At 39.1% G+C, this 18,584-nt stretch carries 13 protein-coding genes; 12 read left to right on the forward strand and 1 reads right to left on the reverse strand.

Going from position 1 to position 18,584, the window contains the following annotated elements; all coding sequences use genetic code 11:
* Window positions 1–293: 293 nt before the first annotated feature.
* The 4 genes from BDR01S_RS22385 to BDR01S_RS22400 all read left to right on the forward strand — a co-directional run bounded on the left by BDR01S_RS22385 (window position 294) and on the right by BDR01S_RS22400 (window position 5,793).
* Window positions 294–1,295, forward strand: a complete 1,002-nt coding sequence (locus BDR01S_RS22385) for a sugar-binding protein (protein ID WP_066249962.1) — start codon at window positions 294–296, stop codon at window positions 1,293–1,295.
* Window positions 1,295–2,770, forward strand: a complete 1,476-nt coding sequence (locus tag BDR01S_RS22390) for a sensor histidine kinase (RefSeq protein ID WP_066259603.1) — start codon at window positions 1,295–1,297, stop codon at window positions 2,768–2,770. The genes BDR01S_RS22385 and BDR01S_RS22390 overlap by 1 nt, the downstream gene beginning before the upstream one ends.
* Entirely contained in the window at window positions 2,745–4,331 is a 1,587-nt protein-coding gene (locus BDR01S_RS22395; RefSeq protein WP_066249965.1) for a response regulator, read from the forward strand. The genes BDR01S_RS22390 and BDR01S_RS22395 overlap by 26 nt, the downstream gene beginning before the upstream one ends.
* A 265-nt stretch (window positions 4,332–4,596) precedes the next feature.
* Window positions 4,597–5,793 carry an MFS transporter gene (locus BDR01S_RS22400; RefSeq protein WP_066249967.1) on the forward strand — a complete coding sequence of 399 codons (1,197 nt, stop codon included), beginning with the start codon at window positions 4,597–4,599 and terminating at the stop codon, window positions 5,791–5,793.
* Window positions 5,794–5,881: 88 nt separating this feature from the next.
* Here BDR01S_RS22400 and BDR01S_RS22405 read toward each other — a convergent pair whose 3' ends face one another.
* A complete protein-coding gene (locus tag BDR01S_RS22405; RefSeq protein WP_066249969.1) occupies window positions 5,882–6,625 on the reverse strand; it encodes an SDR family NAD(P)-dependent oxidoreductase in 744 nt (247 codons plus the stop codon).
* Window positions 6,626–7,093: 468 nt separating this feature from the next.
* Between BDR01S_RS22405 and mglB the strand changes: the two genes are divergently transcribed.
* From mglB to BDR01S_RS22445, 8 genes are all read left to right on the forward strand, one after another.
* A complete protein-coding gene (gene mglB, locus BDR01S_RS22410) occupies window positions 7,094–8,155 on the forward strand; it encodes a galactose/glucose ABC transporter substrate-binding protein MglB (RefSeq protein ID WP_066249973.1) in 1,062 nt (353 codons plus the stop codon).
* 330 nt (window positions 8,156–8,485) lie between these two features.
* Complete coding sequence (gene mglA / locus BDR01S_RS22415; RefSeq protein WP_066249976.1) at window positions 8,486–9,991, forward strand: galactose/methyl galactoside ABC transporter ATP-binding protein MglA; 1,506 nt, start codon at window positions 8,486–8,488, stop codon at window positions 9,989–9,991.
* A gap of 11 nt (window positions 9,992–10,002) precedes the next feature.
* Window positions 10,003–11,025, forward strand: a complete 1,023-nt coding sequence (gene mglC / locus BDR01S_RS22420) for a galactose/methyl galactoside ABC transporter permease MglC (protein ID WP_066249979.1) — start codon at window positions 10,003–10,005, stop codon at window positions 11,023–11,025.
* Between the two features lie 302 nt (window positions 11,026–11,327).
* Window positions 11,328–12,563, forward strand: a complete 1,236-nt coding sequence (locus tag BDR01S_RS22425) for a Zn-dependent hydrolase (RefSeq protein ID WP_066249981.1) — start codon at window positions 11,328–11,330, stop codon at window positions 12,561–12,563.
* A gap of 220 nt (window positions 12,564–12,783) precedes the next feature.
* Window positions 12,784–14,247 (forward strand): PstS family phosphate ABC transporter substrate-binding protein, encoded by a 1,464-nt coding sequence (locus BDR01S_RS22430; RefSeq protein ID WP_066249984.1) that lies wholly within the window; start codon window positions 12,784–12,786, stop codon window positions 14,245–14,247.
* A gap of 200 nt (window positions 14,248–14,447) precedes the next feature.
* Complete coding sequence (locus BDR01S_RS22435; protein WP_066249986.1) at window positions 14,448–15,233, forward strand: 3-hydroxybutyrate dehydrogenase; 786 nt, start codon at window positions 14,448–14,450, stop codon at window positions 15,231–15,233.
* A 174-nt stretch (window positions 15,234–15,407) separates the two neighbouring features.
* Window positions 15,408–17,003: an ATP-binding protein gene (locus BDR01S_RS22440; protein ID WP_235846640.1), complete on the forward strand. Its 1,596-nt coding sequence runs from the start codon at window positions 15,408–15,410 to the stop codon at window positions 17,001–17,003.
* A 331-nt stretch (window positions 17,004–17,334) separates the two neighbouring features.
* The coding region (locus BDR01S_RS22445) for a hypothetical protein (protein WP_066363340.1) at window positions 17,335–18,584 on the forward strand (1,250 nt) is incomplete at its 3' end.

The raw sequence follows: 18,584 nt of genomic DNA on the forward strand, positions 1-18,584 counted from the left end.
TCTATTTATTAGCTTGGGTGATTAACCTACCGCCCCCCCAACAGATAGGTGCGGATCCTCTGATCCTAGCAACGGGAATCTGCAGCTTTTTATCGATCAGCTTATAAGAAAGAACCCGAAAACGGAACCTTTAAAAGGATGTGGTGAGTTTCTTTTTGTCCATTTGTACTCCTGACATGGACGATATGGCAAAATTGTCTTTTTATGGTGCCTGACACCATATACCATTGTCGTATTTTGGTATGTTCCGTATAATGTTTTTATCTAGAATGATGTAGGATGTGAACGCTATTATGAGCAAGTTATCGGTGCTGGCGTATATTTTTGGGGCGGTATTTTTTCTTGTAAGTTGCTCATTTGCGATATTTTATGGGTATAAGGTTCTTTCTCATGATTTGCCTATAGAGAAAAAGCAGGTTGAGAAGTATAACTATCATATTGTTCTAGTTCCAGAGGAGCTCGATAATGATTATTGGAGACTTGTCGAGCAAGGAGCACAAGCTGCTGCAAAAGATTATGGTGTCATGCTGGAATATGTTGGACCTAAGCAAGCGAATATCGATAATCATTTAAAAACAATTGAAATGTCAGCGGCCTCCAAAGTCGATGGAATCCTGACACAGGGACTGAGTGATGAACAATTTACACCATTAATTAATAAGGTCGTAGAAAGTGGAATTCCAGTCATTACTGTCGATACCGATGCGGCGAATAGTAAACGGCTGGCATATATTGGCACGGATAACTATTATTCCGGATTCCTAGCTGGAAAGGCCTTGATTCAAGATACAAAGGGACAAGCCAATGTGGCGATTATTACAGGCAGCTTTTATGCAAACCATCAACAGCAGCGTGTCAAGGGATTTCAGGATGCGGTGCAAGGTGAAAAAGGCATCCATATTATCGATGTCGTCGAATCTGAAATTAGCAGGGTACATGCGGCAGAAAAGGCCTATCAAATAATCAAGGATCATCCAGAGGTCAATGCCTTTTTCGGGACAAGTGCGTTAGACGGAATTGGGATTGCCCAAGTGGTGGATAAGTATGTTAAACCAGGTAAGATTTATATCGTTGGATTCGATGCCCTACCAGAAACACTGGCATACATTCGGAATGGGACCATCAACGCAACCGTGGTCCAAGAACCCTATGAAATGGGATATCGAGCCGTGAAAATGATGATTAACCTCATTCAAGGGAAGACGGTGGAGCCTATCGTCCATACGAACACGCGAATTATGAGAATCGTAGATTTACCCGTAAGCAACCGGTACAGAATGGAGGAGAGTAATTGATACTATTTAGGATTAAATCAAAATTACTCCTTTATTTCATCGTCCTGGTTGTTTTGTTAACATCTGTGGGTTTCTTTTTTTATAACAGTAGTGAAAAGCTTGTGATTGAATATGATCAAAGCTTTGAACGGTTTCTCCTGCTAAATGATATCTCAAAGAGGACAAATTTAATAACGGAAAATCTCCGTGGCTATCTTTTAGATAAGGAAACTTCCTATCTAAAGGACTATAAAAAAGAAAAACTCAAGTTAATTAATGACCAAAAGCGCCTGAATAAAGAATTGAACAGCCATGACATCACTCTGACAAATTATAAAAATATGATTGATAGTTTTCTAGATGAATGTGATGCAACCGTTGGCGCTTTCCAGAAAGATGATATTAACAGCTATTCTAATCATTTTAATGGAGTCTTGAAAATTGCTGCCTTCCTTCAAGAAAGTACCCTTGCGCTTTTAAATAATAAATTGACCGACTATCAAAATTTTTATGCTCAAATGGAAAAGCAAAATCATTACTATAAACTCTTGTCCATTTCTCTTTTTGCGGCGGCTTTTTTCCTCAGTACACTGCTAGCACTATGGATTTCGGGAGGGATTACGAAACCGATTAGTCTGTTGTCAGAAGCGGCAAAGGAAATCTCGAATGGGAATTTGGCAGGAGAGGATATTAAGGTGACAACCAAAGACGAATTAAAGCCATTAACGGAAACCTTTAATCAAATGCGGGCCAATTTACGGCAGCTGGTCACGGAAATTAAGCAAAAATCAGAATTAGATAAGCTCCTAAAGGAATTGGAGTTAAGAAGTCTGCAAAACCAAATTAATCCTCATTTTTTATTCAATACTTTGAATACGGTTTCAAAAATGGCTTATTTGGAAGAGGCGGAGCAAACTTCGCGATTAATAGAAGCAGTGGCTGCCATCCTGCGTTACAACTTGAGTGATTTTGATAAAGCTTCAACGCTTAGAGATGAAGTAAGGATCGTTAAGGAGTATTTTTACATCCAACAAACACGATTTGGGGAACGGATTGCCTTTATAACTGACATTGAGGATGATTGTTTAGATATTGGAATCCCTAGTTTAATCCTGCAGCCCTTAATCGAAAATGCCTTCATGCATGGGGTAGAATCCTACGAGGAAGATGGAGTTATTAAGCTTCGTATTTATCGGGATAATGACCGGGTCAATGTTGAGGTCATTGATAATGGGATGGGGATGGATGATAGAACCAAAAATAGATTGCTTAAATACGTAGAAGGTACCGAAGAGGGGTTCGAACCGGATCTATCAAAAAGCCACTCCAATGGTATTGGCGTAAAAAACGTAATCAGAAGGCTGCAGCTCTTTTATCATAAAAATGACATTGTTGAGATTGAATCGAAACCTATGCACGGGACAAATTTTAGACTGACTATTCCGAGGGTTGCTAAAGGGGGAAGCGAGTTTGTTAAAAATTCTTATAGTGGATGATGAAGTGTTAGAGCGGACAGCTCTAACGAAGATAATAAACAATCCTTCGGAGGATGTTATCGTCATAGGGGAAGCCCCTAATGGTAGGTTAGCAATTGAAATGGCAGAAGAACATCGGCCAGATATTATTTTTATGGATATAAAAATGCCTGGTGTGGATGGAGTTCAAGCCGTCAAAGCCATTAGAAAAATTGATTCCGGCATTCGATTTATCATGGTTTCAGCTTTTAATACGTTTGAATATGCGAAGGAAGTGATGCAGCAGGGGGTTAAGGAATACATCTTAAAACCAAGCAGAAAAAAGGATATCCTTGCGGCAGTAGAGCGCGTTTCGGGCGAAATCCGTGAGGAGCGTAAACTGAGAGAAGAGCAACAGAGCTTACGGGAAAATCTGGACCGGGCTGTATCAATCGCGCAAAAAGAATGGGTTTCATCCGTATTAGTAAATCAAGTTCAGGATATAACCTTTGATGAATGGGGGCAGCTGCTCGGTGTTGAAATTACTTCAGGGTATATTATGCTTTTCTCATTGCGGCCTCGGGGTATAACGGACCTTTCAGCAGGTGAAAAAAATAACTGGTATTTGTGGCTGAAGGACACCCTTAACTCCGTGGTCATTACACAGGAAATGATTGTTGGCCCGTTAACAGACTCACAGGTGCCAGTTTTATTCCTCTATAAAAAAGCGACGGAAAAGGTTCATTTCAAAACCAGTGCTCAGACTGTCATCGACCATCTCAATAGGCTTTTTGATCAAAAGGGCTTTGCTGCGGAACTTAGGATTGGGGTCGGTCTGCCTTATAACCATGCACAAGAACTGAATAAATCCTATCATGAAGCGCTAATGGCTTTACAGTATCTCGTAAAAACTCCTAATCGAAGGTATTTATTTGCAGTGAAACAGGGGGCCATTGAACTACCGACTATATCAGGCGTTTTAGAGATAGAGAAGAAACTATTAGAGGCTGTGCGGCAAGGAGATGTCAATCAGGTCCTGTTTATCTTTGAATCGTTTGCAACGATGCTTGCAGATGAACCGAAAATAAAGGGATCTCTGGTTAAAAAATCATTTGATGAATTGTTTATCCTTGTATCGCGTATGCTTCATGATTTAGGGATTAGCTATGAACGAACACCTGCCGTTGAAGATTCTGAGGATATTATAGCGATTTTTGAAAAAGGAAAGGCCCATTTATTGGCGGTCGTTCATCATGTTCAGGTGTGGCGAAATAATCACGCGAAGGGGATGCTCCATAAGGCGAAGGAATTTATCGAAAACCATTATGCCGATTCGATTACCTTAGAATTAGTGGCAGAATATGTGGAGCTTAGTCCCTTTTATTTTAGTAAATTATTTAAAGATCGATTTGGAATGACCTTTATTGATTATTTGACAGAAATAAGAATCACGCATGCTAAGGCAGAAATGGTAGACCCAGGAAAAAGTTTAAAGGAAATATGCTATTCGATTGGCTACAAGGATCCAAACTATTTTAGCCGCGTATTTAAAAAGCACACAGGCCTATCGCCAACTGAATTTCGCAAAGCAACAGTAGATTAATACTATTAATGGTCCAGTTTGTAGGACAGTACCTTTAAAGAAAATTAGATATCTATGTTAAAAATTTTAAGGAGATTGTGCAGATTTGTACTTAACAAATTAAATAATTTGAATTTTAGAAAATCAAAGGATATAGTTACATGAATAATGATTTTCAATGAATTAGTTTTTAAGATGAATTTTATTGATTTTTTAAGGAGGTCTAGCGAAAACAGTATAAAAAATACTACTAAACATAAAAATGACAGAAATAGGAGGCATAATGGTGAATAAATCAAAATTATGGACAAAAGATTTTATCATCATGTCCGTATCCACTTTTTTTGGGGGTTTAACCTTTTATTTATTAATAACGACTTTAACGGTTTATGCGGTTGATGAATTTCACGCTTCACAAAGTATGGCGGGTCTTGTGTCTAGTATATTTGTAGTGGGTGCACTCGTTTCACGTCTTTTTGCTGGAAAATATATTGAAATCATTGGACGTAAAAGGATGCTTTATGGTGGATTATTTTTATTTTTGTTTGTGATGTTTTTATATTTTATTGTAGAAAACATGAACGTATTATTGTTTATTCGTTTTATTCATGGAGCAGCATTTGGGGTGTTTACCACAGCGGTAGCAACAGTTATCATGGATATTATTCCGAATGAACGTCGAGGAGAAGGAATAAGCTATTTTTCATTAAGTGTAACCCTTGCAATGGCAGTGGGCCCCTTCCTAGGTCTTTATCTCAGCCAACAAGGAAGTTTTACGATGATATTTGGATTTTGTACACTTTTCTCCCTCATAAGTACGATTATCATGTTATTTGTGCATATCCCTGAAAGTGACATCACTAAAGAACAGCTTGGAGCAATGAAGGGTTTTAAGTTAAAAGATTTTTTTGAAATAAAAGCTGTTCCTATCTCTATTGTTATTGCAATTATGGGTTTTGCTTACTCAGGTATCCTGTCATTTATTACTTCTTATGCAAAAGAAATTGATTTAATAGATAGTGCAAGTTTCTTCTTTATTGTATATGCTGTCTTCATCTTGATATCAAGACCATTTACTGGACGGTTATTAGATAAAAAAGGTGATAACATTGTTATGTATCCAGCATTGATATTATTCGTGATTGGATTAGTTGCTCTGAGTCAAGCCAACCATGGATTTACTCTCCTTTTAGCGGGAGCGTTAATTGGTCTTGGATATGGAACGATGAATTCCTGCTGTCAAGCAATTGCTGTAAAGGAATCGCCGCGGCACCGAGTAGGGCTTGCAACCTCAACCTTTTACATATTTATGGATTCAGGGGTAGGGCTTGGTCCTTTTCTATTAGGATTTATCATCCCAATCGTTGGTTTTCGTGGATTGTATCTAACTTTGGCAGTGGTCGTATTTGCGAGTATCTTATTGTACTATGTACTTCATGGAAAAAATAAACATACAGAAAACAATATCCTAAAGGCGAGCTAGAATTTACGGGAATTTGAGTGTAGTAACCCATTTAAAAACAAATAAACCCCATCTAAAAGAAATTGGGGTTTATTTATCAAGATATTAATTATAAATCAGAAATCATACCACCATCAACTACGAATTGAGAACCTGTTGAATAGCTTGAATCATCAGAAGCTAAGTAAATTACTAAGTTTGATACTTCTTCTACATCTGCTCGACGGCGTAAAGGAATATCTTGTTCTAATTGTTTTAAGTATTCTGCAACATCACCTTGTTCAGCCATTGGAGTTTTAATGATACCAGGGTGAACTGAGTTTACACGGATGTTATATTGTCCAAGTTCTGTAGCAGCTCCTTTTGTCATACCTGTTACTGCATGTTTTGAAGCACTATATGCAATTGCTGTTGGAGCACTTACTAAACCATCTACTGAAGAGATGTTTACGATCGAACCAACACCTGCTTTTTTCATTGAAGGAAAAACTTTTTGCATACCTAAGAAGACACCTAGTTCATCTACTTTGAATGTTAATTCGAAATCTTTTACTGTTAATTCTTCTAAAGTTTTGAAAATACCAATACCTGCGTTGTTAACTAATACAGTAACTGGCCCAAACTTTTCTTCAGTTTTTGCAACAACTTCAATCCAGTTTTCTTCGTTTGAAACATCTAGTTTAATTGCAATTGCATTTTCCCCAAGTTCATCAGCTAAGCTTTTTGCACCTTCGATATTTAAGTCTGTAATAACTACTTTCGCGCCTTCTTCAACGAATTTGCGTGCATGCATTGCACCCATACCTTGTGCTGCACCAGTGATAATTGCTACTTTACCATCTAATTTTCCCATTTTGAATTCCTCCTTGAAGGTTTATCATTTTAGTTTTTCCTAATAAATTTACTTTACTCACTTAAAGTAATTGTGACTTTTATGTGAATAATGTTATTTTATATCTACTTTCAATTATTGTCAATTCGAGAGTCTTGAATTCGAGATAAATTTCCATAATCAACTTACTTTTAAACAAATAAAAACAAAATGGGAAAAGTGATTTGAATTTCGACTTACCTTTTTGTTAGCAGACATTAATCTTTTTATCTCAGTCAAAGTGCTCCAGTCCATACGCCGCTATACGGGCACTTCCGCTTTTCTTTTTACAAAAAAGTCTAGATAATCACAAATTTATGCTAGATTTTTGAACTATTGGAATCGGTATCATGATGCTACCATAAGTGTAAGGGCTTACACCAGGGTTAAGTGGAGCGGTTATGCTGCCTTACCAGAGTCTTTACTAAATAGTAAAAGGAGAATGACAACATGTTTAAAAAGAAAAAAGGTTTAATTCTATCTTTAACAGTTGCATCTAGCATTCTATTAGCAGCAGGCTGCAGTAATTCAACCAGCGGTACGGATTCTGGAAAAGACAAGGGCGACGCTCTACCAGCAGTTGGTGCAACGATTTACAAATTTGATGATAACTTTATGTCTTATGTACGCCGTGCGATGGATACTGCAGCAAAAGATAAAGTAAAGCTAATGTTGAATGACTCACAAAACGACCAAGCCAAACAAATTGAGCAAGTTGACACACTTATTGCCAAAGGGGCAAAATCACTAGCTATTAACTTAGTAGATCCAAAAGCAGCGCAAACAATTGTAGACAAAGCGAAAGCTAAAAATATTCCAGTTATCTTCTTTAACAAAGAGCCGGATGCAACGGTATTAACTGGCTATGATAAAGCTTATTATGTTGGAACCACATCTTCAGAATCAGGTGTCCTTCAAGGTGAACTGATCGCAAAAGCATGGGAAGCTAACAAAGATAAATATGACAAAAATAAAGATGGCAAGCTTCAATACGTTTTACTTAAAGGTGAGCCAGGACACCCAGATGCAGAAGCACGTACGAAATTTGCTATTGATACTGTAAAAGAAAAAGGCATCCAAGTAGAAGAATTAGCAATGGATACTGCAATGTGGGATGCAATGAAGGCTACTGAGAAAATGGATGCTTGGATTGCAAAATACAATGATAAAATCGAATTCGTTATCGCTAACAACGATGGCATGGCATTAGGTGCAATTGCTTCTCTTGAAAAAGCAGGTTACTTCTCTGGTGATAAGTTCATGCCAGTTGTAGGTGTTGACGCGATTCCAGAAGCACTTGAAATGATCGAAAGTGGCAAAATGGTTGGTTCGATCTTAAATGACGCGAAAAACCAAGGTAAAGCAACGATTGATTTAGCAGCAAATGCAGCTAACGGTAAGGATGTTTTAGACGGAACTGAGTGGAAACTTGACGATAAAAAAGCCGTTCGTGTTCCTTACATTGAGGTAACAAAAGATAATATCCAAGTGGGTAGAGACGCATACAAGTAAGAAAGCGGAAGCGCCTTGTCCAGGGGCGACAGGCATAAGACGAGCCGGCGAGAAGGTTGCTCTTTAACCTTCTTGACGGATTGGCTTATGACCCCGAGCCCCTAGGCGCTGCAGCTAGACTATAAGAAAGCAGAAGCGCCTGTCCGGGGGCCAATTAGCCTCTAGGCGCTCCTCGAACAAAGGAAAAGCGGACGCTTTTCCTTCGTTCGGGGTAAGACTCCAATAATTGGAGCCGGATACCACAAAAAATTATTACTCTCTTTAAAAGTTTGAGAAGCATCCCAGAGAGCATCTCATACTTTTTTAAATGGTTTCAGAGGAGGTTCGCTCATGTCAGAATCAAGTACTACTAATTTACTAGAAATGCTTAATATAACCAAAAGGTTCCCGGGGGTACTCGCTTTAGACAATGTTTCCCTAAAAGTAAAACCTGGATCGGTGCATGCCTTGATGGGCGAGAACGGTGCAGGGAAATCAACGTTAATGAAATGCCTATTTGGGATTTACTCGATGGATGAGGGCAAAATCCTCTTTGACGGGAAAGAAGTTTCCTTTGCCAATTCGAAGCAAGCACTTGAAAACGGTGTTTCCATGGTTCACCAAGAGCTAAATCAGGTACGTCAACAGAATGTTATGGATAATATTTGGCTGGGACGTTATCCGAAAAAGGGCATTTTTATCGATGAAAAGAAAATGTACCAGGATACAGCAGCTATTTTTAAAAGTCTGGACATCAGTATTGATCCACGCAGTAAGGTAAGTACGCTTTCTGTATCCGAAATGCAGATGGTCGAAATTGCAAAAGCGGTTTCCTACCATTCCAAAATTATCGTTATGGATGAACCAACATCATCCCTAACAGAGACGGAAGTAAATCATCTGTTCAGAATCATCAAAAGGCTTCAAAGTGAGAATGTGGCGATTATCTATATTTCACACAAAATGGAGGAAATCTTAAAGATTTCCGATGAAGTAACAATCATGCGTGATGGTCAGTATATCGCGACAAAAAGTTCAAAAAGCCTGACAACCGATGAAATTATTAAATTGATGGTTGGACGTGACCTTTCACAACGCTTCCCTGAAAAAATAAACAAGCCAGGCGAATTAATATTGAAGGTTTCCGACCTGACGGCAGAAACACAGCCTTCTTTTTCAAATGTGAGCTTCGAGTTAAGAAAAGGCGAAATCTTAGGGATTGCCGGATTGGTTGGTTCGAAACGGACCGAGGTTGTAGAGGCATTATTTGGGATGAGGTCGCTAACCTCTGGAACGATTGAATTAAATGGCAAGGTTGTTAAAAATCATTCCCCGCAGCAAGCGATCAAAAATGGCTTTGCCCTAGTTACGGAAGAAAGAAGATCAACGGGTATTTTCCCTGAACTAAGCATTAGCTTTAACTCAATCATTTCGAACATGAAGCAATATAAAACAAAAAGCGGTTTCCTATCTGATCGGAAAGTGGCCGATGATACCCAGTGGGTGATTGATTCCATGAAAGTAAAGACACCTTCCCAAAAGACATCGATTGGAAGTCTATCAGGCGGGAATCAACAGAAGGTAATTATTGGACGCTGGCTCCTAACTAAACCGGATATTTTATTGCTGGATGAACCAACAAGGGGTATTGATGTAGGAGCAAAGTTTGAAATTTATCAACTTATTAACCAATTAGCCGCAGAAGGAAAAGGAATTATCATGATTTCTTCCGAAATGCCTGAGCTTTTAGGTGTAACAGACCGAATTTTAGTAATGAGTAATGGAAAAGCAGCCGGAATTGTGGAGACTGCCTCAACATCTCAAGAAGAAATCATGCAATTAGCAGCTTTGTATTAGGAGGAATGGATATGAATACTCAGGCTTCGAAAAAATCAAGCTTTTCAAAATGGCTTGTTGATAACGTAATTTATGTAGTTTTAATTCTTCTTGTTGTCGGGATCGTCTCTGCTTCTCCAGACTTTTTATCGATGACAAACTTAATTAATATCTTAAGTCAATCCTCTTCGCGTATTATTATCGCACTTGGGGTAGCTGGTATCCTGATTACAGCAGGTACGGACCTTTCAGCTGGTAGGATGGTTGGACTTGCAGCGGTAATCTCAGCTTCTATGTTACAGGCTGGCGATTATGCGTATCGTATGTATCCGAACCTGCCTGAATTACCTTTAATTGTTCCGATTGTGATTGCAATGGCAGCAACAGGTCTTATTGCCGCATTAAACGGTGTGATTGTAGCAAAATTTCACGTGCCTCCATTCATTGCTACCTTAGGTATGATGATTGGTGTTTACGGACTAACTTCGATTTATTTTGACCGCCCGCCATATGGGGCGCAGCCTATTGGTGGTTTAAGCAAAGCCTTTACGACTTTTGCACAACGCGGAATAAAAATTGGCCAATATGAATTTCCCTATCTCATTTTCTACGCAATCGTAGTATCACTGATCATTTGGGTAATTTGGAATAAAACTCAACTCGGTAAAAATATGTACGCGATCGGTGGAAACCCAGAAGCAGCAAAGGTTTCCGGTGTAAACGTAGCAAGAAATCTTATTATCATTTACACTATCGCAGGTCTTCTTTACGGCTTAACAGGTACACTAGAAGCTGGACGTGTTGGTAGTGCAACAAACAACACAGGTAATATGTATGAACTAGATGCAATCGCAGCCTGCGTCGTCGGCGGTGTATCACTATCAGGTGGAATCGGAACCGTCCCTGGTGTTATCACAGGGGTACTGATTTTCCAAGTAATCAACTACGGACTAGCCTTCCTAGGCGTAAGCCCATACATCCAATTCATCGTAAAAGGCGCAATCATCATCGTCGCAGTAGCCTTCGACATGCGCAAACACGCAAAGAAAAAATAAATAGATTAATAGTTTGCTATTAATTTGGTGTCAGGCACCGTTCGTGGACAAATGTCCACGAGTGGTGCCTGACACTTTTTTATATACAAATGATAAAACCATATGTAGGTAAGATTTGATGTTTTGTCTAATGACAGGTCTTGTCCGTGGTGTATAATTGAATTGTTGACTGAATATTTACATAAATACAGATTGACTCGTAAGTCCTTTGCAAATGAATTTACGTTTTTCAACTCCGAGAGATTTATTTTACCCATGAATATTGCAGATAATCTCATATTAAAAAAAGGGAGTGTTTAATCATGCAACGACAAAAGTTAGTGATTAATGGGGAAAGGCTGAAAACGACATTAGAGCAATTTGCAAACTTTGGCCGGACAGAGAGCAATGGAGTAACACGGTTGTCCTTATCTATGGAAGATATTCGGGTTAGAGATTACTTCCGTTTATGCTGTGAGGAATTAGGACTGACGGTCACGGTTGATGATATGGGCTGCATGTATGCAACACTGGCTGGTATTGAAGACAAACCGCCAATTCTTATTGGTTCCCATTTAGATTCGGTAAAAAAAGGCGGCCGTTTTGATGGCGTCTTAGGGGTTGTCACAGGTTTAGAAGTGGTTCGAACAATAGTCGAGAACCAAATCAAACCGCAAATTCCGATTACGATTGTTAACTTTACGAATGAAGAAGGTGCCAGGTTTGAACCCTCGATGATGGCATCAGGGGTGCTATCCGGAAAATTTGATAAGTCTGCTATGCTAAAAAAAATAGACTCAGAGGGAGTTACTTTTGGGGAAGCCCTTAAAGCGAGCGGGTTCGAAGGGGAGGTGGAGAATCGATTGAAAGAGGCTTCGGCTCTATTGGAGCTTCACATTGAACAAGGACCAATTCTTGAAAAAGAGGCTCTCTCGATTGGTGTCGTCGAATGTGTGGTGGGGATGGCCTGTTATGAGATTGAAGTAACAGGGGAATCCGATCATGCCGGTACAACTCCAATGAATATGAGAAAAGATGCCTTGTTTGCCACCAATAACTTAATTAACGAAATCCGCAGGCGGTTAGGCGTTTTAGATGAAGATTTGGTCTTCACAATTGGCAGAATGAATGTATACCCGAGCATCCACACGGTCATTCCAAATAAGGTCGTATTTACGCTTGAAGCACGCCATAAAGACATGGAGATTGTCCGGGCGGTTAGAAACTTCATCGAGGCACTTCCGAATTTAACCTCATTACATGAAGGCTGTGAGGTTAAAACAACAAAATTATGGGAGCGCGACACCGTGTGGTTCGAGCCGGAAATCTGCCAGCTCCTAGAAAAATCGGCATCGTCACTCGGTTATTCTAATCGAAGAATGGTATCGGGTGCAGGCCATGATGCGCAATTCATTGCCAGCTTCGTTCCGACAGCGATGCTGTTTGTACCTAGTATCAACGGAAAAAGCCACTGTGAAGAAGAATTAACAACATGGGAGGATTGCGAAAAAGGGATCAATGTTTTATTAGATACGGTATTAACGATGTTAGCAAAATAGTTAAAGCTAGTATAACTAGGTTGTAAGTGAGACTTTTTCGCGCTGCGGAAGGGTCTCTTTTCATTAGGATTGGATCGCTCATGAATAATTAATATAATCGCCCCCTCCTACAAATTTGGGAATTTAATACCAATCTATTGTAAAACATTGGCTAAAAGTGTAAAATTACACTATGCGATATAACGGATTAATCACTTTAGAGGTAAAAAGGAGTGGGGATATGGGGGAAAAACTAAAGTTCATATTATTGTATTTTGGAATTGTGCCACTTGGAGTCTCATTTTTAGAATTAGCGATACTAATGCAGTTTGATAATATCTTATTGGTCTCATTGCCCGTCCTGATTATCGTTGGGGGGCTCGCTGGGTTTCTGGTTAGCAAGAAACTAATGAAGCAGGAAAAATTAACAGAGAATTTGATTCTTTTTCTTATTCCCCTCGCCTATACAGCTATACTGTGGGCTGTATTTATGCTGATTAGCAGCGGGTTTTACGGGGCAGATGCTTGGTTGTATTATAGTATCTTTCATCTTGCCTATGCACCCATCTATTTTATCGCCATACTTTTGGGAGAGGGAAGATTATTTCTTGGGGCCCCGTTAGCTTATGAGCTTTCCTTTGTTTTAGGTTTATTTTTTACCTTGTTGAACGGGAGGAGGCTCCCTGCTATTGATAAAAAGCAGCTGTTGTCTGTTGTTATGGTGTTCGTCCTTGCAATGGGTACGGGTACGGCTGTTCATTGGCACCGAAGTCAAACGGTCCTGCCATCCTATGGTTTTGAATATGGAGGAGGATACTCTAGTACGGATTTATCGCCTTATGAAGTGAACAATCCAGATAATATCCTGCCAAAACTAAAAACTACTTCAACCTTTACCATCAAAAACCCAAGTGAAATGCCTATTTTAGATGGAGCAGAAGCCGCGTTCCCGGTTTACTCTGCCTTTGCGAATGCAGCCTATGAAAATATTGAAAAAGTATCTCAAGAGGTAAGAGAAGTCGTCGCTTTTACCAATACTATTTATGCCTATAAACGGCTTTTAACAGGGGATGTCGATATTTACTTCGGTGCAGAGCCTTCGAAGGAACAGCAGCAAATGGCGGATGAGGCAGGAAAAGAGCTTGTCATGACCCCAATTGGCAAGGAAGCATTTGTCTTTTTTGCCAATCCGGATAATAAGATTGATAGCTTATCGGTAGCTCAGATTAAAGACATCTACTCCGGAAAAATAAAAAACTGGTCAAAGCTTGGCGGTAAGAATGAAAAAATTATTGCCTTCCAGCGTCCTAAGAATTCAGGAAGCCAAACACTATTGGAAAAAATTATGGGTGACAGGCCTATCATGAAACCTCTGAAAGAAGATGTACCGGAAGGAATGGGCGGGATTATCGAACAAGTGGCGGACTACCGAAACTACGATAACTCGATTGGTTTTTCCTTTCGCTTCTTTGCAACAGGAATGAAAGCTAATTCAGACATTAAACTGCTCGCCATTAATGGGATTGAACCCAGTCCTGAAAACATCGCGAGCGGTAACTACCCATTTACTGCAACCCTCTACGCGATTACTGTGAAGGACAACAAAAAAATGCGAACTATCCAACCGTTCCTGGATTGGATGCAGGGACCACAGGGCCAAGAGCTAGTGGAAGAAGTTGGCTATATTAGAGCTGACAAGGAATAGGGGATTGTACTATTTCAAAATTTGCATGCTTAATCTGAATATTTTATTAAGTATTCAGATATTTGTTTTACAGACATCTTTGATGCTTTTTTACTTTTATAAAATTTCTCGTTTCTTTTTGGAATACGTAATAGTAATTGGGATTATCTAAAAGAATTACGCGTAAATATAGAAGAATAGTTGATTAGGAGGAAACTTGTATGAACAAATTATTAGCAGGAAAAACAGCATTTATTACAGGGTCTGCAAGTGGGATTGGCTTAGAAATAGCAAAAACTTTTGCACAGGAAGGCGCGAAGGTAGTAATTTCAGATATAAATGCTGATAAAAGTGAGGAAGTAGCTGCAGAATTAAGGGAGCAAGGATTTGAAGCGTTATCGGCCCCATGCGATGTGACGGACGAGGAAGCATTTAAACATAGTCTTCATGTCGCTTATCAAAGATTCGGACACCTGGATATCTTAGTCAATAACGCCGGTATGCAGTATGTATCACCAATTGAGGAGTTTCCTACCGAAAAATTTGAATTACTGATAAAACTCATGTTAACTGCCCCATTTATTGGCATCAAAAACGTATTCCCTATCATGAAAAAACAAGGCTTTGGTCGAGTTATCAACATTGCTTCCATTAACGGTGTCATCGGCTTTGCTGGTAAAGCTGCCTATAATAGTGCAAAACATGGTGTCATTGGCTTAACAAAGGTCGCAGCATTGGAAGGTGCTGCGGACGGAATTACCGTAAATGCCTTATGTCCCGGCTACGTCGATACACCGCTTGTGAGAAACCAATTGGCGGAATTGGCTAAAACAAGGAATGTCAGCTTAGACCGAGTCATTGAAGAAGTGCTCTTCCCGTTGATTCCACAAAGAAGGCTCTTGTCTGTTACAGAAATTGCTGATTATGCGGTTTTTTTAGCAAGTGAAAAAGGAAGAGGAGTTACAGGTCAAGCAGTCATTCTAGATGGCGGCTACACAGCCCAATAAATCCAAATAAATTATAAAATTTTTAATTAAAATAATTAGCACTTAATCCCAGATTTTATTTCCTACAATAAGAATTTGTATGGAATTAGAAACAGGACTGGTTTATGATAAGAGGGAATATTTTGAACATCATTTAGAGTGGGTGGGAGTAAGTTGATCCTGTTAGACTACATTATGAATCTCGCAATTTTTTCTCTATTGGTAAGTACACCATTAGTACTAGGGGCTTTTACCAAACATAAACCATTTAAGCATTCATCCATTGGGGTAGGGATATATGCGGGAGTCGTTTCCTCTATCCTTAGTTTGTTAGCAATCCAGCAGCAAGGCTATTCCTATGACATCAGGTATGCACCTGTGATACTAGTTTTTGCTTACCTGGGGCCAGTAGCGGGATTAATTACAGGAGTCATTTCTCTATTTACAAGACTAGTGATAAGTGGCCATTGGTACCCTGCTATTATGGGCTGGACAATGATAATGATTGGGTTTTCCGTCATCCATTTGTTTACAAAACGTCTCACGGCAGTGAAAAAAAGTGTAGTCCTCTTTGGGACATATGTTGTCATTTATCTATTTATTGTGTTCATGTTTAAAATATTTATGGATAGACCAGTCTTCCACTTCCAGTATGTACTATTTATGATGTTAGGATTATTTATCGGAATAATACTTATTGAGTCATATGTGAAGCTGTTTAGATTAAATAATAAATTAACAAATATGTATAAAATGGTAGAAGCAAGTGAAGCAAAATATCGCCTAATCGCTGAGAATACCTCAGACCTCATCATCGTTATGAATGAAGAGCAGTCGATTATTTACTTCTCCCCTTCACATGAAAATGTTTTAGGGTTTCAATGCAAGGAGCTTGAACGATTAGAAAAATACGAATTAATTCATCCGGACGAAGTTGAGATGTTTAAAAATACGATCAAACTGATGTATGAAAATAAAGAATCGCAATCTATGGAATTCCGGATGATGCACAAGGATGGACGATGGCTTGATTTTGAGTCCCGCTGCATGCCCGTTAGGGGAGAAACAGGCTTGATTGAGAATATTGTGATTATCAGCAGGGATATCTCTGAACGTAAAAAGGCGGAAGACATTCTTTTGCGCTCTGAGAAGCTATCAATTATCGGGGAATTAGCGGCAGGAGTGGCTCATGAAATTCGGAATCCACTAACTACTTTAAAAGGTTTCATGCAGCTTTATAAACGGGCAGATAGTTCGATTGATGAATTGCTTCTAAGTGAACTAAATCGTATTGAAAACATTACAAGCCAACTGCTTACGCTGGGAAAACCGCAAGCAATGGAGTTAAATAGGACGAATGTTTTAGAATTGATTGAAGGGACACTTGTGCTTTTAGCTCCTGAGGCCATGATGAGTAATATCCAATTTAATCTCAAGTTTGAAGAATCCTCTTATTTTATTATTTGTGAGAAAAATCAATTAAAGCAAGTCTTCCTTAACATTTTAAAGAATGCTATGGAGGCCATGAAAGAAGGAGGAGAAATTCAAATCAACCTTCGAAAAGGGCCGGAAGACGAGTGTATCATAGCATTTCAAGATCAGGGCTGCGGGATTCCAGAAGAACTACTCCCTCGTTTAGGGGAGCCGTTTTACACATTGAAAGAAAAAGGAACGGGCCTCGGACTAATGATTAGTCATAAAATTATTAAACAACACAACGGCAGCCTTACGTTTAATAGTAACGGCAAAGAAGGAACCATGGTCGAAATTAAATTACCATCTGCAAGTTGAGCATGGTTATTTGACTGTTATGTTTGGGTGTCAGGCACCGCTCGTGGACAAATGTCCACGAGCGGTGCCTGACACCCTTTTGTTTATAGTGGAAGTTCATATTCAATTCATATATTCTTTGTATAATTCAGTTTGTAATCGAGAATCAAAGTTTGAAGTTCGTGATCCGAAGAAGGGATTGTAACAGTTGTTAATAACGTAGACGATTGTAGACAACAATTGACATTGGAATTATTTTATATTTTTAACATTTAATACTTGAAAGAGGGATTAAAAAGTAAGATAATATATTTACGAACAATCGTTCTAATATTTATTTGGAGGTGCAAAAATGATACAAACCTACCAAACGAAACTAAATAACTTCTCACTACATAATGGACTCACATCATTCATGTACCTTCATGAGTATGCAGAATACTTTAGTAGGCTGGAACGAAAGCTCTTCGTTCAGTCCCACCTAAAAGGTGTTCTGGCCTCGAGCCTAAAAAAGACCTTTTTAACTCAATTTAGGATCACAGCCCGGCAATTCAATTCCTTGAGAATCCAGTTGGACGGAAAGGTTTCTTCCTTTATGGAAAAAAGAAAACTAGAATTACAGGAATTAGAATCCAAAACGGTTTACCTACAGAAAATTATCTCCAAGAAAACCACCCAAAAAGATCAACTTCATCAAAAACTCCAAGAAATTCCGCAAACCCATCCGTCTTTCTCTAAAAAAATAAAGAAATTTCGAAACCTTAAATTGTACCTCCATCAAAAAAAACGCAGATTAAGAAATCTCCAACAAAAAGTAGAAAAACTAAAGTTGGATGCGTCGAAGAACAAAATTCGCCTTTGTTTTGGCTCGAAGAAGCTATTTCACAAACAATTCCACCTGGAGGAAAATGAATATAAGAATCATCTAGAATGGAGAACCGATTGGCTTGAAGCCCGAAGTGGACAATTTTTAGTGATTGGCTCCAAGGATGAAACCTTTGGAAATCAGACAGCCACCTACGATTTGAAAAATACCCTGAGACTGCGCGTGGCGAATTACTTTGTAGACAAATATGGGAAGTATCTTGAATTTCCTGAAGTCATTTTCCCCTACGGACAAGAATGGTTAGATCATGCGAAGGTCCCTCATAAGGGTCATACTCGAAGTGGACGTCCACAAAAATATTATTCATCCATCACCTACCGTTTTATCAAACAGAAAAAAGGATGGTATGTTAACGCAACCGTTGAAAGGGAAACCCCTAACGTGGGCACATCCAATATCAACGGACTCATCGGCATTGATGTCAATGCGGGGTTCCTTTCTGTTTGTGAAATTGATCGGTTTGGAAATCCCATCAACCACTGGAATATCCAAGTACCCATGTATAGTCGAAGAAAAGAGCAGATTCTGGCTTCTATAAGTAATGGGCTAAAGGAGATTCTCGACTACGCCGTTTTGGTGCAAAAAGATGTTCAAATAGAGAAACTAGATTTTTCGAGGAAAAAGACACAGCTCCGAGAAATGGGTACAGCCTATGCCCGAATGCTTTCAGGATTTGCCTATTCCTCGTTCCAACAATTAATCGAAGCGAAGGCAAA

This window comes from Neobacillus drentensis NBRC 102427 (genome assembly GCF_001591445.1).
In the GTDB taxonomy this organism is placed as follows: domain Bacteria; phylum Bacillota; class Bacilli; order Bacillales; family Cytobacillaceae; genus Neobacillus; species Neobacillus drentensis.